Below are 20,958 nucleotides of genomic sequence, written 5' to 3'. Positions count from 1 at the left end.
CTACATTTAAGGTTAATTGTCAAGAAAGGAGTGTTTTAGTTGAAGAAATTTTGGTGGTATTTTTCATGGTTTGTGATTTTCTTTGGAATCGGCATAACGCTTGGTTTGATCGAAAAGTTTGGTCTTGCAAATGCGCTTAACCTTTTTGTCGAAAAAGCGGTCATAGGTATGAGGCACCATATTCTTAACCCTTATTTCATATTGGTTGCAAAATATGCCGATACCATATACGATATAGTTTTAGGACTTATCGTCGTCGTTATTTTGGCACTTCTCAAGAAATGGAGGGAGCCTTTGATGCTCTTCATATCTTTGGTCTTTGCGGGCATATCGATTGAGGCTTTAAAGTACATCTACGCAATTCCACGCCCAACGCTTTCGCAACTTGTGCCTGATACGTCTTACTCTTTTCCGAGTGGCCATTCAGTCGGAGCCTTTGCGCTTTACGGTATGATAGTCTACTTCATCATGAAATCGAAATTGCCAAAGGCAGTTTCATGGACAATCTCGGTTATAATTTCTCTTTTCATACTTTCGATCCTTTACGATAGGCTCTACATCGGAGTTCACTGGCTTCTCGATGTCTTGGGTGGCGCATCGATAGGAATTGCCTGTATGATAATTGCCATAGCGATAGTTAAAAGCATGAAAGGACCGAAACAAACGTGAACGATGATTTTTATTTCAAAGAGATAATTGCGGACAGAGATAACGAAAGACTTGATAGGTTTCTGAGAAGAAATTATGATTCCATAAGATTATCTGCCTTGCAGAGTTTTATAAGATCGGGTAAGGTTTTGGTCAACGACAAAAGGATAAAAGACGGGGCCTTTAGAGTTCAGATAGGTCAGCGGATCATCATAAAACTTCAAGGCAACGCAGATGAGATAATTCAAAGATATGGAAGAACCGCTCCGCAACATATTCCTTTGGAAATGGAATTGGACGTGATCTATGAAGATGGAGATTTACTCGCTTTAAATAAACCTTCCGGTCTCTCCGTCCAACCGGGAACCAACATCTCAAACAGGTCTCTTTACAACGTACTTTTAGGAAAAATGAAAGAATTTTTCTTTGTCCATAGACTCGACAAATACACGTCAGGCGTGATCGTCATAGCGAAAAATTACGAAATGGCGAAAAAATTATCTGAACTTTTTTCTTCTCACGAGATCGAAAAGCGGTATTTAACGCTTGTCAAAGGGCTTGTAAAAAGTGGAATGGACATAAAGGCATCGCTTGATGGTAAGTACGCCTTTACGCACATCGAACCAATAAATTTTTTCACAGGATACACGCTTTTGGAAGTGCAAATTTTTACCGGCAGAAAGCATCAGATAAGAAGGCATCTTTCATCGATAGGCTTTCCGGTCATAGGAGACGATCTTTACGGTGACAGAGATGAAAATGAAATTTTTAGAAAAAAGTATGGTCTCGAAGGATATTTTCTTCACTGCTCGGAACTTTCTTTCGTGCATCCTTTGAAGCATACCAAATTGACGATCAAAGCGGCACTTGACAAAGAAAGGGCAAATATACTCGGAAAACTCTGAGCGGTGAAAATGGCATAATTCAAAGAGGTGTGTGTAATGGAACAAATATCGAATGGCATTTGGTTAAAAAGGGGAAATACAAATGTCGGTCTGATAGAGTGCGATGGCAAAAGGTATCTTATAGATACAGGTTCAAGTGAAAAATTCGCGAAGTCGCTTTCAGAAGAGATAGGCAATGTAGACTTTGTTTTGAATACCCATTCTCACGCCGATCACATTCAGGGAAATCATCTCTTTTCCTCAATGGGTGCACGAATTTGTGCCGATGATCTGGAAAGGTTGTTCATCGAAAAACCATTCATGGAATCGTTTTATCTGTACGGTGCAAATCCTCCACGCGTGCTTAAAGCCTCTTTTTTCAAGGCTAAAAGTTCAACCATACGATCTTTTCAAGACGAAAAATGGCCTTCGGATATTCAATTCGTTCAACTCAACGGGCATTCTCCCGGTATGACAGGCGTAAAGTTTGGCGGCGTGCTTTTTTGCGGAGATGCTTATTTTGGTCAGGAGATAATTCAAAAATACACATACCCATACCTTGTGGATGCAAAAGCCTTTCTTGATTCTCTTGAAAAGATCACGGAAACAAATGCCGATTTTTACGTTCCATCTCACGGCGATCCAAAAGATGATCCGTCCAAGGATATTGATGCTACAAGAGAAGCGCTTATGGATTTCGTCAAAATCACTTTTGACACGCTTACACGGCCAAAGAGCGTTGAAGAGATATGTTTTGAAATCGCAGAATCGAAGAATTTACATCTTAACTCAGGTACTTTTTATCTTTTTAGATCATTTGAAAGTGCAATACTTGCCTATCTTGAGGAAAAGACGGAGATTGTTAATGTATCTTACGGCAAATGGCAAAAGAAATGATTGAAAAGATTCACAATTTTTATGGTAGAATTTTGTTAAAGTTAAAACGGAGGTGTTGGAGATGAGTGAAAATGGTTCGTGCGATCGAGAAGAAGATCCTCCACTTTTCGATCTACGATGCAATAGTCTTTGCCATTTTAGCCCTTATAGTTTGGGGCATAACTCTGCTCGCCCATCGATGGACGGGAACCATAGTCTACGAAGCGAAGATCTCCATGTCTCCGATTGCCCTCGTTGGCTATACCTTTCTTTCGATGTCAAGAGGCTTTATAGCCTATGGCTTTTCTTTAATCTTCACTTTAATTTACGGTTACGTTGCAGCGCGTAACAGATATGCCGAACGTGTTTTAATCCCTCTGCTTGATATCTTTCAATCTATTCCGGTACTTGGCTTTCTGCCCGGTGTCATTCTTGCCATGATAGCGCTTTTTCCGCACAGCAACATCGGCCTTGAACTTGCCTCCATAATAATGATCTTCACAGGACAGGTATGGAACATGACTTTCAGTTTTTATCAATCTCTTAAATCCATACCGAGAGACTTAATCGAGGCATCCAAAATTTACGGCTTTTCAAAGTGGAAGATTTTTTGGAATGTTGAAGTTTCTTACGCTATGCCCGGTCTTGTTTGGAACAGCATGATGTCAATGGCGGGAGGATGGTTTTTTCTCATCGTTTGCGAGGCTTTTACGCTTGGAAATCAAAATTTCAGATTGCCCGGAGTCGGATCTTACATGGCCGTTGCCATGGACAAAGGGTATGTGCCAGGCGAATTTTATGCCATAATTGCGATGATTTTGATGATCCTTGCGATAGACATGTTTTTCTGGAGACCAATCGTTGCATGGGCAGACAAATTCAAGATGGATGAAGTCGGATCCGACGAAGAGCCAAAATCTTTCATATTAGATGTGTTGAAAAACTCCCATGTGCTTAGGTTTTTCAGAGACCTTGCAAATCTCAGGTCAATAAGGATTAACATGGTCAAGCCCCGTCCTTCTCAGAGTTTCGTTCAAGACAAGGAAGAAAGCAAAGTCGGCAATGTTATCTTTTATTCCATCGTGGGTTTTGTGGCTGTGATTGCCGTCTGGAAATTTCTGGCATTTCTTGGCAATGTGGGAAGTGGAGAAATTCTAAAGATACTATCCGGAGACGGTCTGACGGCCATGAGAGTTTACATATCCGTAGGTCTTTCAATGTGGGCTTTGCCAGTTGGCATAATAATAGGTAAAAATTTGAAACTTTCAAAGAGAATGCAGCCTGTTGTCCAAGTACTCGCATCTTTTCCGGCACCGATGATATATCCATGGTTCGTTTTGCTATTTCCAAATTTAAATTGGAGTTCGATAATTTTGATGTTGCTTGGAACACAATGGTACATTCTTTTTAACGTCATAGCAGGTGCATCGGCAATTCCAAATCAATTAAAGGAAGCCTCAAAAATACTTGAATTCACAAAAAGAGAGTTATGGAGAGATCTTTACATTCCGGCCGTACTTCCATATCTTGTAACAGGTGCTATAACTGCAGCCGGTGGGGCATGGAATGCAAGCATAGTGGCCGAATACATGAACGTCGGAGGAAAATTGTATCAGGCAAACGGCATAGGGAGTTTGATAAATAATTTCACGAATGCGGGCCAACTTAATTTGCTCGCTTTAAGCGTTGTTATGATGTCGATAAGTGTGGTTGTGATAAACAGGTTGCTGTGGAGACCGCTTCAAAGATGGTCTACACAGAAATTCAAATTTGAATGAAGGTGATTTGAATGAATACACCTATAGTTGAGTTAAAAAATGTTTCTGTCAAATTCAAAATGAGCGGCGGAAATTATTACGTCGGTCTTGAGTCGATAAATCTCAGTGTTGATTCGGGAAAAGTCGTTGCCATTTTAGGGCCGTCCGGTGCCGGCAAATCCACGCTTTTGCGTGTCATAACGGGCCTTTTGAAGCCATCTTCCGGCGAAGTTTATTACAAAGGGAAATTGCAGACCACGGTTAACGACAAGATGGCAATGGTTTTTCAAAACTTTGCGCTTTTTCCGTGGAAGACCGTAAGCGAAAATATAGCACTTGGAATAAAGGAAGATATCGATCCTGCGGAAAGACAGAAATTGATCGCCCATGTCATAGATATGATAGGACTTGAAGGGTTTGAAGACGTTTATCCGCGTGAGATTTCAGGTGGAATGAAACAGCGCGTAGGCTTTGCCAGAGCACTTGTTTCTAAACCGGAAGTGCTATGCATGGATGAACCATTCAGCGCGCTTGATGCTCTGACCGCTGAAAACCTCAGAGAGGAAATTTTAGATATATGGTCAAAAGGCAATGCAGGTCTTTCAAACATAATAATAGTAACACACAACATAAATGAAGCCGTTTACATGGCCGATGACATAGTCATACTTACGTCCAACCCGGGAAGTATCAAAGCAATATATCACAATTCGCTTCCGTTTCCGAGAGATCAAAAATCTTCTCTTTTCCTTAAAACCGTTGATACCATATACAACGTTTTGACGGCAAACATAATGCCGGATCTTCCTAAAATAGAAGAGAAAGAAAAATTGGCTCCTATTCCGCATGCCAGCGTCAGCGAGATAATAGGACTGCTTGAGGTACTCGATGACAACAAAGGTGAACTTGATCTTTTCGATCTTGCCGATGAGATAAAGAGAGATTTCGGTACCACCATATCGATAGCGCTGGCCGCCGAAATGCTTGGTTTTGTTGAAACTCCGAGCCATGATGTGATTTTCACGAAATTAGGGAAGAAATTTCTCGACGCCGATGTAAACGAAAGAAAGTTAATTTTCAAGGATCAAATTTTAAAAATACCACTTATAAAGGCCATTTTCGATATGATAGTGAACAGCGAAGGTGGTACAATAACAAGGGAAGAGTGCGAGGAATTCTTGGGAGAAAAATTCCCAAATGAAAATTCGGAAGAACTTTTTGAAACCGTCATAAATCTTTCGATGTACGCGGAACTTATAGATTACGATTCGAGAGATGAAGAGATATCTTTGATATCTGAAAATGTTTGAAAGGGGGAATTTTAAGTGGATCTTGGAAGTGCAAAATTAGACTGGGTTGCACAGAGAATGAACGTCATGAATTCTTTGGTTGAAAGATATAAAAAGGCAGAGCCGCTCAAAGGATTAAGGGTAGCGGTATCAATTCACCTTGAAGCCAAAACTGGATATTTGGCCCTTTCTCTTGCCAAACTCGGAGCGGATGTGTTCGTAACGGGATCGAATCCTTTGAGCACTCAAGACGAAATAGTAACTGAACTCAGACACAGAGGACTTACCGTTAACGCCGAAAAAACGAGAAGTGTCGATGTGTACAAAAGAAATCTTGAAGCGACCCTCGATTTTAAACCCAACATAATAGTTGATGACGGAGCCGACCTTACTGTTACCGTTCACGAAGAAAGAAAAGAGGTACTCGATCACCTGTGGGGTGTATGCGAAGAAACAACGACCGGCGTCAAAAGGTTAAGAGCACTCGAGAGAGCGGGAAAACTCATGGTGCCGGCGATAGCCGTCAACGATGCTCAAACGAAGTACCTTTTTGACAACAGATACGGAACGGGTCAATCTGTCTGGGATTCGATAATGAGAAACACAAACATGAACGTATCGGAAAAGCATGTTGTCGTTGCGGGATATGGCTGGTGCGGCAAAGGAGTGGCCATGAGGGCAAAAGGTCTCGGTGCAAGGGTGATAATCACCGAAGTCGATCCTGTAAAGGCGCTTGAATCTTTGATGGATGGTTTTGAAGTCATGCAAATGAAAGACGCTTCAAAAATAGGGGACATCTTTGTGACCGTGACCGGTGATACAAATGTGATAAGGGAAGAACATTTCAAAGAGATGAAAGATGGTGCCATTCTTTCGAATGCGGGTCATTTTGATGTTGAAGTATCCGTAAAGGATTTGGATCGAATATCCAAATCGAAGCGTGAAGTCCGCCCAAACATAACCGAATACGATGTTGATGGAAAGCGTCTTTATCTTATAGCCGATGGTCGTCTTGTCAATCTTGCCGCTGGTGATGGACATCCCGTAGAGATAATGGATCTCTCTTTCTCTGTTCAACTGTTAAGTGCTTTAAGAATAGCGAAAGAACACAAAAATATGGAGAAAAAGGTCTACGGAGTGCCACAAGAGATAGATCTTGAGATAGCCAAAACGAAACTCGATCTGCTTGGGATTAAAATAGACACTTTAACGGATGAACAAAAAAGATATCTTCAAAGCATATAGGTGTTGATTTGAAACTACACGTTTACAGTGAAATCGGAAAACTGAAGACAGTACTTCTTCACAGGCCAGGAAAAGAACTTGAAAATTTAACCCCATCTTCACTTGAAGACCTTTTGTTTGATGATATACCTTATCTTCCAGTTGCTCAAAGCGAGCATGACGTGATGGCGTCTGTCCTGAAAAGCAAAGAAGTTCAGGTTTTATACGTTGAAGATCTGATATCAGAAGTGCTAAAAGATGAGGATGTAAAAGCACAATTCATCAAAGATATGCTGATTTTCAACAACATCAACAGCCCGGATCTCAACCAAAATTTAAAAGATTTTTTGCTTAAACTTGATGCCAGAGCACTTTTTGAAAAGATAACCTGTGGCGTAAGATCGAATGAGATAGATCTTCAAAACACTTCTCTTTCGATGCGGATAAGAAAAGAATTTCCGTTTTTCATGAGGCCGATGGTTAACCTCTACTTTCAAAGAGATCCGGTTGCTACGGTGGGAAGGGGTATATCCGTAAACAGAATGTCCACGGGCATAAGAAGACGCGAAACATTGCTTATGGATTACGTTTACAGATATCATTCACTCTTCAAAGATGAGGAAATTCCCAGATATTACAGTCTAAGCGATCCCTTTTTCATAGAAGGAGGAGATATACTCGTTTTAAGTCCTAAAGTGATCGCCGTTGGGATCTCTCAAAGGACAGAGCCTGAAGCCGTTGAATTGTTCGCAAGAAGGATCTTTTCTTCAAAGGAGAGTTTTGAAACCATTTTGACCTTTGTTATACCTCCTATGCGTGCGTTTATGCATCTTGATACGATTTTTACGATGATGGATTACGATAAATTCGTCATTCACGCAAAATTAGCGGATGATCTTGAAATTTTTTCAATAAAAAACGAAAAGGGAAAGTTGAAGATAGATCAAGAGCAAGGGAAAATTCAAAATGTGTTGAAAAATTATCTTAAACTTGACGCCGTTGAACTCGTGAAATGCGGCGGTGATGATTTAATTGCCCAGGATAGAGAGCAATGGAGCGACGGATCGAATGTGCTTGCGATATGTCCGGGAACGGTGATAACGTATTCGAGAAATTACGTCACGAATGCTCTGATAAGGAAATCAGGGGTTGAAGTCATAGAGATACCTTCAAGTGAGTTATCCAGAGGTCGCGGCGGGCCAAGGTGCATGACCATGCCAATCGTGAGAGAAGATTTTTAATTCGCCAGGTCACCTCTCGGCATCATGCCCTCCGTCGCCAGTCTGCTTTTCTGTTCACTGATCACGCTTTACTGTTTTGTCTTTCCATAGGCTATATGCTATATGCTGTTTTCCATATGCTACTTGCCCGTTATCTCTTTTGCTATGATCATCGATGGCTTTTGGGAAGGCCTGATTTTTTTTAAGGCTTCGGATGCCTGAACGTAAAAAGACGGGTCAAAGATCGTCGATATGATCTTGACTATTTCATCAAAATCGATCTTGTCTTCGTCTATGACGAAAGCACTTTTAAGGTCGGCAAGGTACTTTGCGTTTGCCTCCTGATGGGCATTAAGCGATCCTTTCCATGGCACAAGCAAGGCTGGTTTTGCGCTTTGTATTATCTCTCCTATCGTACTCGCACCGGCACGGGAGATCACGAGATCGCAATTTCTCATGAGGTATGGAATATCATCGTAATAATCGTAATTCACGACGTTTGGCTTATCAATTTTACGGCCTATGTGAAAAAATATAACATTTTCCATTTTAGTCGAAATTACATCCACGATCTTGTCTATAACGGAAGATCCTTCGCTACCTCCGAATGCAAGAATTTTCTTCATTGGAAATTTTTGAGTGAATGCTTCATCTTTTTCAAGATCAAATCCTTCTCTGACGGGCATTCCAACGTAAAGGCCATTTTGAAGTATTTTGGCCGTTTTTTCGAAAGCACAAAATGAAATTTTCGAATAAGATGACAATTTTTTCGTTGAAATTCCAGGTTCTACATTCGATTCATGCAAAAAGACCGGAATGCCTTTCTTGTGGGCGGCATATCCTGTTATACCTCCTATGTATCCACCGGTCGTGAAGACAAAATCAGGTCTGAATTTATCCAGCAATTTTGAAATTCGGATGGAGGCAATGGCATTTTTGTAGATGTATTTTAATTTCGAAGCGTCACTTCCGACTGCGTGAATGACAACGTAATCGTACTTGAAATTCTTAAATATCTTTGGTTCTGCGCCTCGACCTGTGCCGATAAAAAGTGCTTTTAAATCAACGATCTTTGAAATTTCGTCAGCCACAGCCAATGCGGGGTATATATGCCCTCCTGTAACTCCCGCGGCAAAAATGCCTCTAATCTCTGTTCGTGTAGGCAATGTTTATGACAACTCCAAGGCCGGCAAGAAGTGCTATTATAGAACTTCCGCCGTAACTGAAAAACGGCAATGTGACACCTGTAACGGGAAGAATACCCAGAGAAACTCCCGCGTTGAAAAGTATTTGAATACCTATTAAAAATGCAAAACCCGTCACGTAAACTTTGGCAAAGATATCGTCGACTTTTAACGCTATATGAACTATTTCTCTTATCAACATGTAATACAGTAAAAGGATCAAAATTATTCCTATTAAACCGAATTCTTCTCCAAAAACCGCAAATATGAAATCACTGAATTGAACAGGCAGGAAAAATTTGTAAACTGCTCCGCCCGGTCCGCTGCCAAAGACTCCGCCGCTGTTTATGGCCGACATCGCCATGTTTGCCTGATAATTTGAACTGCCCGTGACGAGGTAAGTGAAAAAGGACGTCAGTCTTTCTGCCTGATAGGAGTGCAAAAGGCCCGCCGCGTAAGCTCCAAAAAAGGCAAGCAATCCAAGTCCAACAATTGAGAGTACGTGAAGCAATTTGGCGCCGGCAATGTAAAGCACGATCAAAGTCAAAATCAAAAGCAAAATGGTCGTTCCCAGATCAGGCTCAAGAAAAACGAGCAGGTAAACCGGCAGAAGTCTCACAAGAGGATCGAAAATTCCGGCCTTGAAAGTGGATATATCACCGTTTTTACGACTAACGTATGATGCAAGGTATATCAAGATGAATATCTTGGCAAATTCGGAACTTTGCACCGAATAAGAACCTATGGATATCCATCTGTGCGATCCCACTATGCCGCTCGAAAAAAACACGGCAATCAAGGCAACTATCACCAAGATGTAATAAACGCCGGTGTAAGACTCATGTTTTTTGTAATCAAAAACGCTAAGTATGATCATAAGTATGGCACCTATGATCAGAGAAACTACCTGGTGTACGAGATAATAGTTGGGTGGCGGATAAGGATACCTGTAAGTCATTATGTAACTTGCGCTGTACAAAGTTACAAGGCCCATCGCGGCTATTATCGAAAGTAAAATGAGAATTCTACGCGTTGATATTTCCATCTAAAACTATCCTTTTAAAAGTTTTTCCACGATCCTGATAATCTTTAAACATGTCAAAAGATGTTGCTGCCGGACTCAAAAGCACCACATCTCCGATCTTTGCCTCTTTTTGCGCCGCAAAAACTGCCTCTTTCATGGATGTAACCTTTGAATATTTAACATCCTGGATCAAAGGTTCTATAAAGGGCGCTATCTCCCCCATGATTATAACTGCTTTTGACTTTTTTCTCAATCCGTCTGCTAAGGTTGAATAATCTTTCTCTTTCGGTCTTCCGCAAATTATGACTATCGATCCTTTGAAATCATCAAGCGCTTTTAGCGTCGATTCGGATGTCGTTGATTTGGAATCGTTAACGTAGGTTATGCCATCTAAGACGGCAAAAATTTCCTGACGATGCTCAAGCGGAGAGAAAGTTTTTAAACCTTCAATTATTTTTTCATCGGGAATACCCAAAAGTTTTGATGTAAAAGCGGCAAATGCGGCGTTGTAAATGTTATGAATGCCGAATAATTTCGATCCTTCAATCGAAAAGTAAGTTTGTCCAATCTTAAAACCTTTTTCATCGACAAGTACATCACCGTTCGATTTCGAAACTTTAATTCCGTGAACTTTGGGGATAAGATTGCTGTCCGAGTTGTAAATAAAGTTTTTCGATCCTGAAAGTTTCATCTTCGCATCCACATATTCTTTTAAATTCAAATGCCAGTCAAGGTGATTCGGTGATATGTTCAAAACCGCCCCGATATCGGGAAGAAAATTTTTAGTTCCCATAAGTTGAAAACTGCTTATTTCAAGGATAGAGATATTTTCATTTCTTCTATCGCTTGCCGCCGTTCCTATATTTCCTCCGGTGAAATGATCGATATGTGCCGTTTTCAAGATGTGATCGATGAGAGAGACCGTCGTTGTCTTACCGTTGGAACCTGTGATCGCGACAATTCTTGATCCATCCAGCACGTACCTCCAAGCAAACTCAATCTCTCCAATTGCACGACCTTCATCTACGGCATCTTTTACGATCGGATCGTCCGGTCTGACGGAAGGACTGTAGATTATGAGTTTTGCATCAAGTACTTTTTTCGTGTTTCCATATTCTTCAAATTCAACACCGTTTTCAATGAAAAATTTCTTATCGCTGTCTGAAAGGGCATTTTTTTCCGAGATGAAGACATTTCCGAGTTTTTTCTCGATGATAAACCTTAAAACCGATCTGTTGCTCACTCCAAAGCCGATCAGCGCAAAATCCATAATATACCTCCTACCATGATAAAGGTGAATATGGCCTGAGATATCCAAAAACCGATTGTAACTTGTAATTCGGAGTATCCGGAAAGTTCAAAATGATGATGAATTGGACTCATTTTAAAAATCCTCTTTTTGAAGAGTTTAAAACTCGTTACCTGCATGGTGACGCTTAATGCCTCTATCACGAAAATAGGAAATAAAAGTATCATCCATAATTCGTAGCCGTAAAGCATTCCAACGATGCCGACGTATCCTCCGAGTGCAAGAGAACCGATATCTCCCATGAAGATTTTTGCAGGTTTGACGTTGTAAAAGAGAAATGCGAGTACTCCTCCCATTAGCGCCAGCGTCATAGTCAACGGCAGACCTTTTATGATCGAAAAGACAAGCAAGCCTATCGAAGAGATGAGATAAGTTCCACCCGCCAGTCCATCAAGCCCGTCTGTAAGGTTTGAAGCGTTAGACATGCCCGCCACGAAGATGATGCTTAAAACCGGATAAAGGTATCCAAGATTCCATTCGATTCCGGTGAAAGGAATAAAAGTGTAAAGATGAGGATTGATCCTCTGAATGAAGATGTAGGCTATCAAGGCTATCAAAATCTGGAAGGAAAGTTTCTGAAGGCCTGTAAGTCCTTTGGCTCTGTGAAGTAGAGTCTGGATAAGTCCATCTGCAAGGCCGACAGCCCAAAAGCCCATCGTCGAGATCGCAAGGATAAGCATCGGATAAGATCGGTCGAAAATCAAAGTCGCGATCACGGCCATAGGAATGAAAATAGCGCCCGCCATAGTTGGCGTTCCTTCTTTGTAGTTGTGCATATTCGGACCTTCAGGTCTTATATGTTGCCCAACTTTGATTTTTCTCATGAAAGTTAAAAAGGGAAAAAGCATCGAAACAGTTAAAATAAAGGCAAGAGAAAACTCAAGAAAATAATTCAAAGTTTCTTCAATTCCTCCTTTATCTCTTTGACGATTCTTTCCATCTTGTAAAATCTCGAACCTTTCACAAGTATAACATCATTTGAATTTAAAATATTTAAAAACTTATCCAAATCGTAAGGAATCCCAAAAGGGTAAAAATCATCGTTTTCAACGGTGAAAACCATCTTCGGTTTTAAACGCAAAAAAAAATTCATGAGTTGCTCTTTAACTCCGTCCATATTCAATTCCTTCATCGGCGCAAGAATCCATATCGTATTTCCGAATTTTGCGCATGTCGTTACGGCATTCAGAAAAGATTCAGGACTTGCGTTGTAAGTGTCATCAACAAGGAAGTATTTGCCAATCCGTTCAAAATTCATCCTGCCTGATGGCATCTGAATTTTTTCTATATCGAATGAATTAAAGTTGATTCCTAAATATTCAAGCACGCTTAAAGCCATATTCAAATCTTTTATCTGTCCTGATCCCCATATTTCGTTCATGAAGAAAATTTTGCCATCTAATTCTACCAGAGTCTTAAGATCTTTGTATCCTTTCAATTTGACAAATTCGGTGTAAATAAGACCTTTATCTCGAAGATTCAGCCTGACATCTCCGTCATAGATGACGGTGTTTTTTGTGTAATTGGCTATCGATGACTTCTCTTTGGGCACATCTATGAAAGCCGAATGTGCACTTCCGACAAGTGTTATAACGGAGAGATCCGGTTTAAAAATCGAAGCTAAATTTTCAATATCTCCGGGTTTTTGCGCACCCATTTCTATAACGGAAAAATCGGGATCTGAAATTCCGTTTAAGATGGATAGCGATATTCCCACATCGGTATTCATGTTTCCTTCGGTTTTTAAAACTTTTCCATGATCTGAGAGCAAAGCAGAGAGAATTTCTTTTGTCGTTGTTTTGCCGTTCGATCCTGTTATGGCAATTTTGACGGATTTTTCTATTTTTGAAAGTGCGAGGCTTAACATCCGCTTTCTTACGTCATCAACGATCACGTAAGGAGAAAAATCAATTTCTCTGTCGACGACAGCGAATGATCCCTTAGAATAAACGTCCTTTAAAAAATAATGACCGTCTGACTTTTCTCCTTTAAGCGCAAAAAAAAGATCGCCAGACAGGCATTCTCTCGAATCACTTTTGAAACCAGCAATTTCTTCATCTTTCCCGACAAGTTTTCCTCTTGCAATAAAGGCTAATTCGGAAAGCTTCAAATACGACCCATTCCTTTCAATATCTCAAAGGCAACGTCTCTGTCTTTGAAAGGCACTTCGTAGCCGTTGAAAATTTGAACCCTTTCATGGCCTTTACCGGCTATCACAACTTTGTCTCCTGCCTTCCATGTTTTCAAAGCCATTTCAATTGCCTGTTTTCTGTCGGGTACAACGTGAAGTTTGCTCCGATCCGAAATACCATTCATAACCTCATCTATGATTTTAAGCGGATCCTCTGATTTGGGATTGTCATTTGTCAAGAACATGAGATCGGAATATTTCTGTACCATTGATCCCATCAAAGGACGTTTACCTCTGTCAGCATCTCCGCCTGCTCCAAAGACGACGATGACGCGTCCTTGCGTTAACTTTCGCACGAATTTCAAAACTGCTTCGAGTGCTGCAGGAGTATGTGCGTAATCTATGTAAAAATCATAACCATCCGAATGATGTCTTTCAAGTCTTCCTTCAACTCCGGCAAAGTTGTTAACGGCTTTTTGTATGACTTCAATGCCAATTCCGAAAGAAACCGCGGCGAGAACGGATGCGGTCATATCGTAGGCCATAAAATCACCTATGACCGTACTTGAAAAATCAAAATCTTCTCCGTCTATTTTAAGTCTGAATTGAGTACCATTGTCATCTGCTTTTGTCACTTTCAATTTTATGTCCCCGCTGGTACCGTAAGTCACAACCTTTAAGCCTTTGTCTATGCCACGTTGTGCGTAAAGTTTTGACCATTTTCCGGCATCTGAGTTCACAAAAACAATTCCATCGGACTTTACAAGGTCTAAAAGATGCGCTTTTGCTTCGAAATAATTCTCGAAATTCATATGTGTGTCGAAATGATCTCTTGTAAGATTTAGAAATGCGATTCTATCAAAAGAAAGGCCATCAAGCCTTTTCATGTCAAGGCCTTGAGAAGATGCCTCAAGAGAAGCGAATTTTGCCCCTTCATCGATGGATCTTTTGAGAAGTTGTGCGAAATACAAAGGAGATTGCGTGGTGTGATCCGATAATTCAAAAAAATTCGGGGTTGAATTCACAACTGTTGTCATGAGGGCACATTTGTCTGCATTCGCGTTGGTTATCTCTTTAAAAAGCGTTGCCGCGCTTGTCTTTCCCTTCGTACCGGTGACGGCAAAGAAGCGAAGATTATCAAATGGGCCATAAAAATTGTACGCCGTAATGGAAATTGCAAGTCGTATGTCTTTTACGATCACGTAAGGTTTATCCGTTTTGATTTCATATTGGCATATCAACGCACTTGCGTTCGTTGAATTTGCAACCGTGTGAGAATCAAAACGCGATCCCTTCACGCAAATGAAGAGATCGTTGATTTTGGTTTTTCTTGAATCCTCTGAAATATCTTTTATCTCAGGATCGTCGGACAGGTTGTGAGTTTTAACGAGATCATATTTTGAAAGTAATCCGACAATTTCGGAAAATCTCATCTTTTTACCGAATAAAAAGCATTAAGTCCCCTGTAAACGGCGACAGATCCCAGTTTGGATTCTATCTTGAGCAATCTGTTGTATTTGGCTATTCTTTCGCTTCGCGAAAGTGAACCTGTCTTTATGAGTCCTGTATTTGCTGCAACGGCAAGATCCGCTATGAAGGTATCTTCGGTCTCTCCGGATCTGTGAGAAACGACACACGTGAAGCCATGTGTTTTTGCGTATTCTATTGTGTCCAATGTTTCAGTAACCGTTCCTATTTGGTTCAACTTTATCAATATGGAATTGGAGGCTTTTTTCTCTATGCCGATCTTCAATCTTGATATGTTGGTAACGTAAAGATCGTCTCCTATTATTTGATTTTTATGTCCCAATTCTTTTGTGACTTTTGTGAAGCCATCCCAATCTTCCTCGTAGAATGGATCTTCCAAAGAGATCATCGGATATTTATCCACAATTTTTTTGTAAAATTCGAGAAGTTCATCTGTCGTTATGTCCTTCCCGCCAAAATGGTATTTTTTCTTTGTATCATCCCAAAACGAATCAGGAGCCGAGTCTATCGCGACGTAGATATCCTTTCCGGGTTTGTAACCGGCCTTTTCTATGGCTTTAACGATAACTTCTATCGCTTCTTCGTTAGAACCAAGTTGCGGGGCAAAACCGCCTTCATCACCAACAGAAGTTACCATCTTCATGGACTTGAGAATTGATTTCAAAGCCTGAAAGGTTTCTGCACCGTATCTTAAGGCCTCTTTGAAATTCGGAGCGCCGGCCGGAACTATCAAAAATTCCTGTATGTCAAGGCCACTATCGGCATGTTTACCACCGTTGATGACGTTCATCATCGGTACCGGCAGAGTCTTTGCGTTTGGCCCTCCCAAATATTCGTAGAGATCCATGTAAAGCGCGTTTGCGGCGGCACGTGCAACTGCCATCGAAACACCTAAAATTGCGTTGGCTCCAAGCACTGATTTGTTTGGTGTGCCATCAAGATCGATCATGGTTTTATCAACGTAAGCCTGATCGAAAACGTTAAGTCCGACAACTCTTGGTGCGATTTTTTCGTTGACGTTTTCAACTGCCTTTTCAACACCTTTGCCATCGTATCTTTTTGCGCCATCTCTCAATTCAAGCGCTTCGTGTTTTCCGGTTGATGCTCCGGATGGGACCATTGCCGTGCCGGTGTTTCCATCTTCAAGCAAAACATCAACTTCAACCGTTGGATTTCCTCTCGAGTCAAGGACTTCCATAGCCCTTACATCAATTATATCGGTGTGCATCTTTCTGACCTCCTATTGAAGTATTATATAAAACCTTCCAAAAGAATTATATCACATGAGTATTCAGAATGTATGGTACAATAAACATGTTTTTGTAAATATTGAATAATCAAGGATAAAAAGATGAATAGGCAAATGACATCTCAAGATATAATCTCAGGTACGTTTTGGATAACTGTTTTCGTTGCGGCCTCTAAATTGCTTGGCTTTGTAAGGCAGTTGCTTGCCGGCATGTTATTCGGCACGAGCAGCGGATACGATGCGGTTATAATAGCGCTTGGGCCAACCGATATCGTTGCCGGCATAATCGCCGGTGCTTTTGCGTCAATAGCGATACCGATTTACATCGAAGAGAAAAAACACGGCTTCGCCGTGGCCGAGTCTTACGCGAAAGGGCTTTTAACTTTCACATCTCTTTTTTTGATACTGTTTGGGATCACGCTTGCTGTTTTCCCCGGTGTTTACATGAAAATTTTCGCCCCCGGCTTTAGCGGCGATCAACTTGGTCTTGCGGAAAATTATCTCAGAATTTATTCGCTTCTGCCTTTGTTAAACGGATGGTCCAACCTGTTTGGCGCTTTTTTAAGGGCTGAACGGATGTTTTTTCAATACTCGATAGCGCAATTCTCAACGAATTTATTTTTAATTCCCGCTTTGCTTATTTTTGCGCCATTCATGAAAGAAGGCGCTTACGCACTTTCTTTGGAATTTGGAACCGGCGCGATAGGATTTGTGGCTTACCTTTACGGTAGAAAGATATGGGGTAATTTTCCCTTTGGAAAATTTTCAAAAAATCTTACGAGAAAGACCTTTTATTTTGCCGCCCCTCTTTTTTTATCATCTGCCGTTGCTACGATAAATGGCGTTGTAGACAGGGCATTTGCGTCTGGTCTTGCCGTTGGAAGTGTCTCTGCGCTGAACTATTCTTTCACGATTGTGGGGATGATAAACGGCATCATGGCGGCGGGAATTGTGACATCTTCTTTGACGAGTATTTCCGAGAGTGCTGCCATATTTGACAAAAAAGCAATTTTGAAAAAAACGCGCATGATGGTGGAATCACTTGTAAAGATCCTTGCTCCCATAACGGCATTCACGATAGTTGCCTCAGATATAATAGTCAGGATAATATACCAGAGAGGTTCTTTCACGGCCGAATCGACGGCAATGACATCGGCCGCCCTTATCGCCTACTCGACGATGATAATAACCGTTCCATTGACGGGCATACTTGGTAACATTTACATAGCGCAAAAAAAGACCGTACGTCTTACTTTGATAAGTATTCCCATGCTTTTCGTAAACGCGTACTTGGACTGGATATTGATGATGCCATTCAAACAGGCTGGAATAGCGGCTTCTTCGAGCATCGTTTCATTTCTTTTGTTATTTTTGATTTTGTATGATCTTGATTTTGAATTCAAAATGGGCAGTTTTTTCTCCATAAAAACCATTTTGCCCATCTTAACATCCTTTATTTACGTGATTGTTTTTCTGATTCCGCTTTCTAAAATGTCATCTCTTCCGAAATATATCCTCGAGATCGCAATATTTCTTGTCATGCTTTTCTTTTTCGGAAGGAATGAAATGAAAATGATCATCTCAAAATTTCGCAGCCTTGAAACATCAAAAAATAAGTGATATAATGTTTATGTGATTTTTTGGAGGTTAATATGATAGGTTTTGTTAAATATGCAGGTGTATCGGCAAAACTTTACGCGTTATGCGGAGAACTTTTGACACCTGAAGATTACAAAAATTTGATAGGCCAAAAGACAGTACGGGATGTTGTGAGTTACATTCAAAGTACGAAGATGTATTCAGATACCATGGGAAATCTTAATCCCGATGAAGTTCACAGAAGAGATCTTGAAAATTTACTTCAAGAGGATCTGCTTAAAGATATGAAGAAAATTTTCACTTTTTTCGTGACCTTTGACAAAGATTTCATGCACTTGCTTTTTTACAGGTATGAAATAGAAAACCTAAAACTCGCTTTGAGAAATATGATAAATAAAAAAGATTTAAAAGAAGAATCAAAGAAGATCTTTTTCAATCTCGGAGAAAGAGCGACGATAGATCCGGTTAAAATTTCAAACTCAAAAAATCAGGATGAAGTGCTGGATAATCTTGCAGGAACTCCATATCAGGAAGTTGTGAGAAATGTCTTTTCGAGTTACAAAAAAAGTACCGCTGTTAACCTTATAGCCGTGCTTGAAAATGCCATCGATGGTTGGCTTTTTTCAAAGATAATTAGCGCATCGAAGAATTTAGGCACGAAAGATCAGGTCATCGTTAAAGAACTGACAGGCGAAAGAGCGGATATGATAGATATAGAAAGAATAGCACGTGCAAAGGCTTTTTACGATCTTAAACCTGAAGAACTTTACAATTTATTGTTGTCTTTTCATTTCAGACTCAAACCCGATGATTTGCATGCCATGTGTGATGCCAAAGGAATAAAAGAGGTGCTTGACGTACTGAAAGCAGGTCCTTACTCAGAGATATACAAAGATATGAATGAGGACAATTTCATCGATAGGATAACTCTTGCCGAGAGAAGATTTCTTCAACGTAAAGCGAGAGAATCAATAACAAAACTCGGTAATTTTTCAATCGCCGTTTATTTTCATTATTTTTTACTTAAAGAATATGAAATAATGGATCTGTCTACGATAACAGAAGGTGTAAGGTATGAACTTAAAGCCGAAGAAATAAAAGAGAGGTTAATAAACGAATTTTGAGGTGTTGGTATGGCAGTTGCTAAAATGGAAAATGTAACTTTTGTTGCTCCACGTGAAAAAATAGAAAAAAATGACCTCGATCTCATATCGTCAGAATCTTTTGAACCTCATGATATGAAAGAAATCATGGATGAAACGATTACTTCTGACCTTTTAAAAATACAGATCGATAATCCTTACCGTGAACTTTACAGCGAGATGACGAATTTTCTTAAGATGACCGAATACGTTCCTCCATTCGATCAAAACGAGATAAATCTTGATGAACCTTTGCATATAAACGACCTTCAAAAGAAATTCAAACTCATGAATGAAGGCATAAAGACTTTCTTCAGCAGAAAAAACGATCAGGCAAAGAAACTTTCTGATTATCAAAATGTGCTCTTTCATGTGAATGTACTTGTAAATCTTAACATCGATCTTGGAAATTTGGCAGAGATAAACAGGATAAAATTGATTTTTGGAAGGGTACCGATAAGAAACTACGAAAATCTTATAGAGTCTTCGCTTAAAGACCCTATCCTCATTCTTGAGGTAAGCAGAGATCGAGACAATTCATGGATATTCGTTTTTACCCCTCCTGACTTTGAAGAAGAGGCAAGGCAGATTTTGCAATCCGCATATTTTGAAGAAGATGTTTTGCCAGTTGATTACACGGGAACGCCAAAAGAGGTAAAGGCGAGAATGGAAGCACTTATAGAAGTGACAAAAATTTCGGTTAACGAAAGCAATCTTGCGATAAAGAAAGTGTTGTATTCCAACAAAGCATTCGTCGATAAATATTATCCGCTTATCATTTCTCACAAGAGAATATACGATCTTCAATCATTTTCGACTTCTACCGGCAATCTTTACCTTTTGAACGGCTGGATGCCATCAAAAGAGGTAAAAAAATTCGATCAAAAGATCGATGAAGAAGTACTTATGATAAATGAATCGGCCGAAAAGATCATGAAAACAAAACGGATAGAAGTTCCGGTTAAGGTTGAAAACAGAGGAGGATGGCTAAAAGGATTTGAATTTGTGACGAAAATGTTTGGGACGCCATCTTACGGTGAAATAGATCCCACTCCTTTTGTCGCGGCCTTTTTCACCTTCATGTTCGGATTCATGCTTGGAGATATAGGCCACGGCGCAATTCTTTTCTTGTTTGGGTATCTCATGTACAAAAGAGGTTCAAAGCAATTTGGCACCGTTATGATGAGTGCCGCATCCGCATCTATCTTTTTTGGTTTCATGTACGGATCAATCTTTGGCTTTGAATGGATGCCTGCCATATGGCTAAGGCCTATAATCCAGATAAACCAATTGATGATAGTCGGTATATATTTTGGAATCGGCATGATAAGTTTTGGAATGATCTTAAACATAATAAACGGATTCAGACAAAGAAACTGGGAGAAAGCGCTCTTTTCTCCGGAAGGCATAGCAGGACTTGTCTTTTACTGGCCTGCAGTTATGGCAGTATCCTTTTACATGTTTGAAGGAAAGGTACCTTACATGACTTTAGTCGTTATACTCATAATAGTAAGTCTTGTTGCAATGTTGCTTAAAAGGCCGCTTGGACAGATCGTGTCCGGAGAAAAGATCAAATTTGGTGAAGGCTTTTGGGTTGAAACCGGCTTTGGCATGTTCGATACGTTGATATCTTTTTTGAGCAATGCCATATCGTACGTCAGGTTGGCTGCCTTTGCTTTAACGCATGAAGCGTTGTTCGAAGCGTTTTGGATAATGACGCTTATGGTCTTACCCGCAAAGGGTGGGGATGTCTGGGCAATAATAATTTTTCTAATGGGTCAATTGATACTCGTGGGACTCGAAGGACTTGTGGTCTTCATCCAGAGTTTAAGGTTGACGTATTACGAATTTTTCACGAAATTTTTCGAGGCAGGCGGAAGAGAGTTCCATCCATTTTCTTTTAGAGAGGAAAAAAGAGTTTGAAGTTTTATATT

The 20,958-nt window shown here is 40.3% G+C and carries 17 protein-coding genes; 10 read left to right on the top strand and 7 right to left on the bottom strand.

Annotated features, from left to right (window positions below):
- Positions 1-39: 39 nt before the first annotated feature.
- The 7 genes from ACP5NR_RS00685 (at position 40) to ACP5NR_RS00655 (ending at position 7,919) form a co-directional block, all read left to right on the top strand.
- Complete coding sequence (locus tag ACP5NR_RS00685) at positions 40-669, top strand: phosphatase PAP2 family protein (protein WP_428005781.1); 630 nt, start codon at positions 40-42, stop codon at positions 667-669.
- Positions 666-1,553 (top strand): RluA family pseudouridine synthase, encoded by an 888-nt coding sequence (locus tag ACP5NR_RS00680; protein ID WP_428004929.1) that lies wholly within the window; start codon positions 666-668, stop codon positions 1,551-1,553. Before ACP5NR_RS00685 ends, ACP5NR_RS00680 begins: the two co-directional genes overlap by 4 nt.
- Before the next feature lie 36 nt (positions 1,554-1,589).
- Complete coding sequence (locus tag ACP5NR_RS00675; RefSeq protein ID WP_428004930.1) at positions 1,590-2,429, top strand: MBL fold metallo-hydrolase; 840 nt, start codon at positions 1,590-1,592, stop codon at positions 2,427-2,429.
- A 71-nt stretch (positions 2,430-2,500) separates the two neighbouring features.
- Positions 2,501-4,186, top strand: a complete 1,686-nt coding sequence (locus ACP5NR_RS00670) for an ABC transporter permease (protein ID WP_428004960.1) — start codon at positions 2,501-2,503, stop codon at positions 4,184-4,186.
- An 11-nt stretch (positions 4,187-4,197) separates the two neighbouring features.
- The gene (locus tag ACP5NR_RS00665; protein WP_428004931.1) at positions 4,198-5,475 is read left to right on the top strand and encodes a nitrate/sulfonate/bicarbonate ABC transporter ATP-binding protein; all 1,278 of its coding nucleotides are present in this window, start codon (positions 4,198-4,200) and stop codon (positions 5,473-5,475) included.
- Between the two features lie 15 nt (positions 5,476-5,490).
- On the top strand, positions 5,491-6,699 hold the full coding sequence (locus ACP5NR_RS00660) for an adenosylhomocysteinase (RefSeq protein ID WP_428004932.1): 1,209 nt from the start codon (positions 5,491-5,493) through the stop codon (positions 6,697-6,699).
- 8 nt (positions 6,700-6,707) lie between these two features.
- Positions 6,708-7,919, top strand: coding sequence for an arginine deiminase (locus ACP5NR_RS00655; RefSeq protein ID WP_428004933.1), 1,212 nt, complete (start codon positions 6,708-6,710; stop codon positions 7,917-7,919).
- A gap of 119 nt (positions 7,920-8,038) precedes the next feature.
- Here the strand turns inward: ACP5NR_RS00655 and ACP5NR_RS00650 are convergent, their stop codons facing one another.
- From ACP5NR_RS00650 to eno, 7 genes are read right to left on the bottom strand one after another with little or no spacing between them, the layout of a single operon-like run.
- Positions 8,039-9,064, bottom strand: coding sequence for a UDP-N-acetylglucosamine--N-acetylmuramyl-(pentapeptide) pyrophosphoryl-undecaprenol N-acetylglucosamine transferase (locus ACP5NR_RS00650; protein ID WP_428004934.1), 1,026 nt, complete (start codon positions 9,062-9,064; stop codon positions 8,039-8,041).
- Entirely contained in the window at positions 9,042-10,127 is a 1,086-nt protein-coding gene (locus ACP5NR_RS00645; RefSeq protein ID WP_428004935.1) for an FtsW/RodA/SpoVE family cell cycle protein, read from the bottom strand. Before ACP5NR_RS00645 ends, ACP5NR_RS00650 begins: the two co-directional genes overlap by 23 nt.
- Positions 10,108-11,376: a UDP-N-acetylmuramoyl-L-alanine--D-glutamate ligase gene (gene murD, locus ACP5NR_RS00640; protein ID WP_428004936.1), complete on the bottom strand. Its 1,269-nt coding sequence runs from the start codon at positions 11,374-11,376 to the stop codon at positions 10,108-10,110. Before murD ends, ACP5NR_RS00645 begins: the two co-directional genes overlap by 20 nt.
- Complete coding sequence (gene mraY / locus ACP5NR_RS00635) at positions 11,361-12,311, bottom strand: phospho-N-acetylmuramoyl-pentapeptide-transferase (RefSeq protein ID WP_428004937.1); 951 nt, start codon at positions 12,309-12,311, stop codon at positions 11,361-11,363. Before mraY ends, murD begins: the two co-directional genes overlap by 16 nt.
- A complete protein-coding gene (locus tag ACP5NR_RS00630; RefSeq protein ID WP_428004938.1) occupies positions 12,308-13,525 on the bottom strand; it encodes a UDP-N-acetylmuramoyl-tripeptide--D-alanyl-D-alanine ligase in 1,218 nt (405 codons plus the stop codon). Before ACP5NR_RS00630 ends, mraY begins: the two co-directional genes overlap by 4 nt.
- Positions 13,522-14,979, bottom strand: a complete 1,458-nt coding sequence (locus tag ACP5NR_RS00625) for a UDP-N-acetylmuramoyl-L-alanyl-D-glutamate--2,6-diaminopimelate ligase (RefSeq protein ID WP_428004939.1) — start codon at positions 14,977-14,979, stop codon at positions 13,522-13,524. The genes ACP5NR_RS00630 and ACP5NR_RS00625 overlap by 4 nt, the downstream gene beginning before the upstream one ends.
- Positions 14,976-16,262 (bottom strand): phosphopyruvate hydratase, encoded by a 1,287-nt coding sequence (gene eno, locus ACP5NR_RS00620; RefSeq protein WP_428004940.1) that lies wholly within the window; start codon positions 16,260-16,262, stop codon positions 14,976-14,978. Before eno ends, ACP5NR_RS00625 begins: the two co-directional genes overlap by 4 nt.
- A gap of 123 nt (positions 16,263-16,385) precedes the next feature.
- Here eno and murJ point away from each other — a divergent pair, with 123 nt between their 5' ends.
- From murJ to ACP5NR_RS00605, 3 genes are read left to right on the top strand one after another with little or no spacing between them, the layout of a single operon-like run.
- Entirely contained in the window at positions 16,386-17,903 is a 1,518-nt protein-coding gene (murJ, locus tag ACP5NR_RS00615; protein ID WP_428005780.1) for a murein biosynthesis integral membrane protein MurJ, read from the top strand.
- 32 nt (positions 17,904-17,935) lie between these two features.
- Positions 17,936-19,006 (top strand): V-type ATPase subunit, encoded by a 1,071-nt coding sequence (locus tag ACP5NR_RS00610; RefSeq protein WP_428005779.1) that lies wholly within the window; start codon positions 17,936-17,938, stop codon positions 19,004-19,006.
- A gap of 9 nt (positions 19,007-19,015) precedes the next feature.
- Complete coding sequence (locus ACP5NR_RS00605) at positions 19,016-20,947, top strand: V-type ATP synthase subunit I (RefSeq protein ID WP_428005778.1); 1,932 nt, start codon at positions 19,016-19,018, stop codon at positions 20,945-20,947.
- Positions 20,948-20,958: the final 11 nt, after the last annotated feature.

Source organism: Athalassotoga sp. (genome assembly GCF_049965695.1).
Classification (GTDB): Bacteria; Thermotogota; Thermotogae; order Mesoaciditogales; family Mesoaciditogaceae; genus Athalassotoga.
Note: the sequence above shows the minus strand (reverse complement) of the source record. Positions and strands in the feature narration are given on the sequence as shown.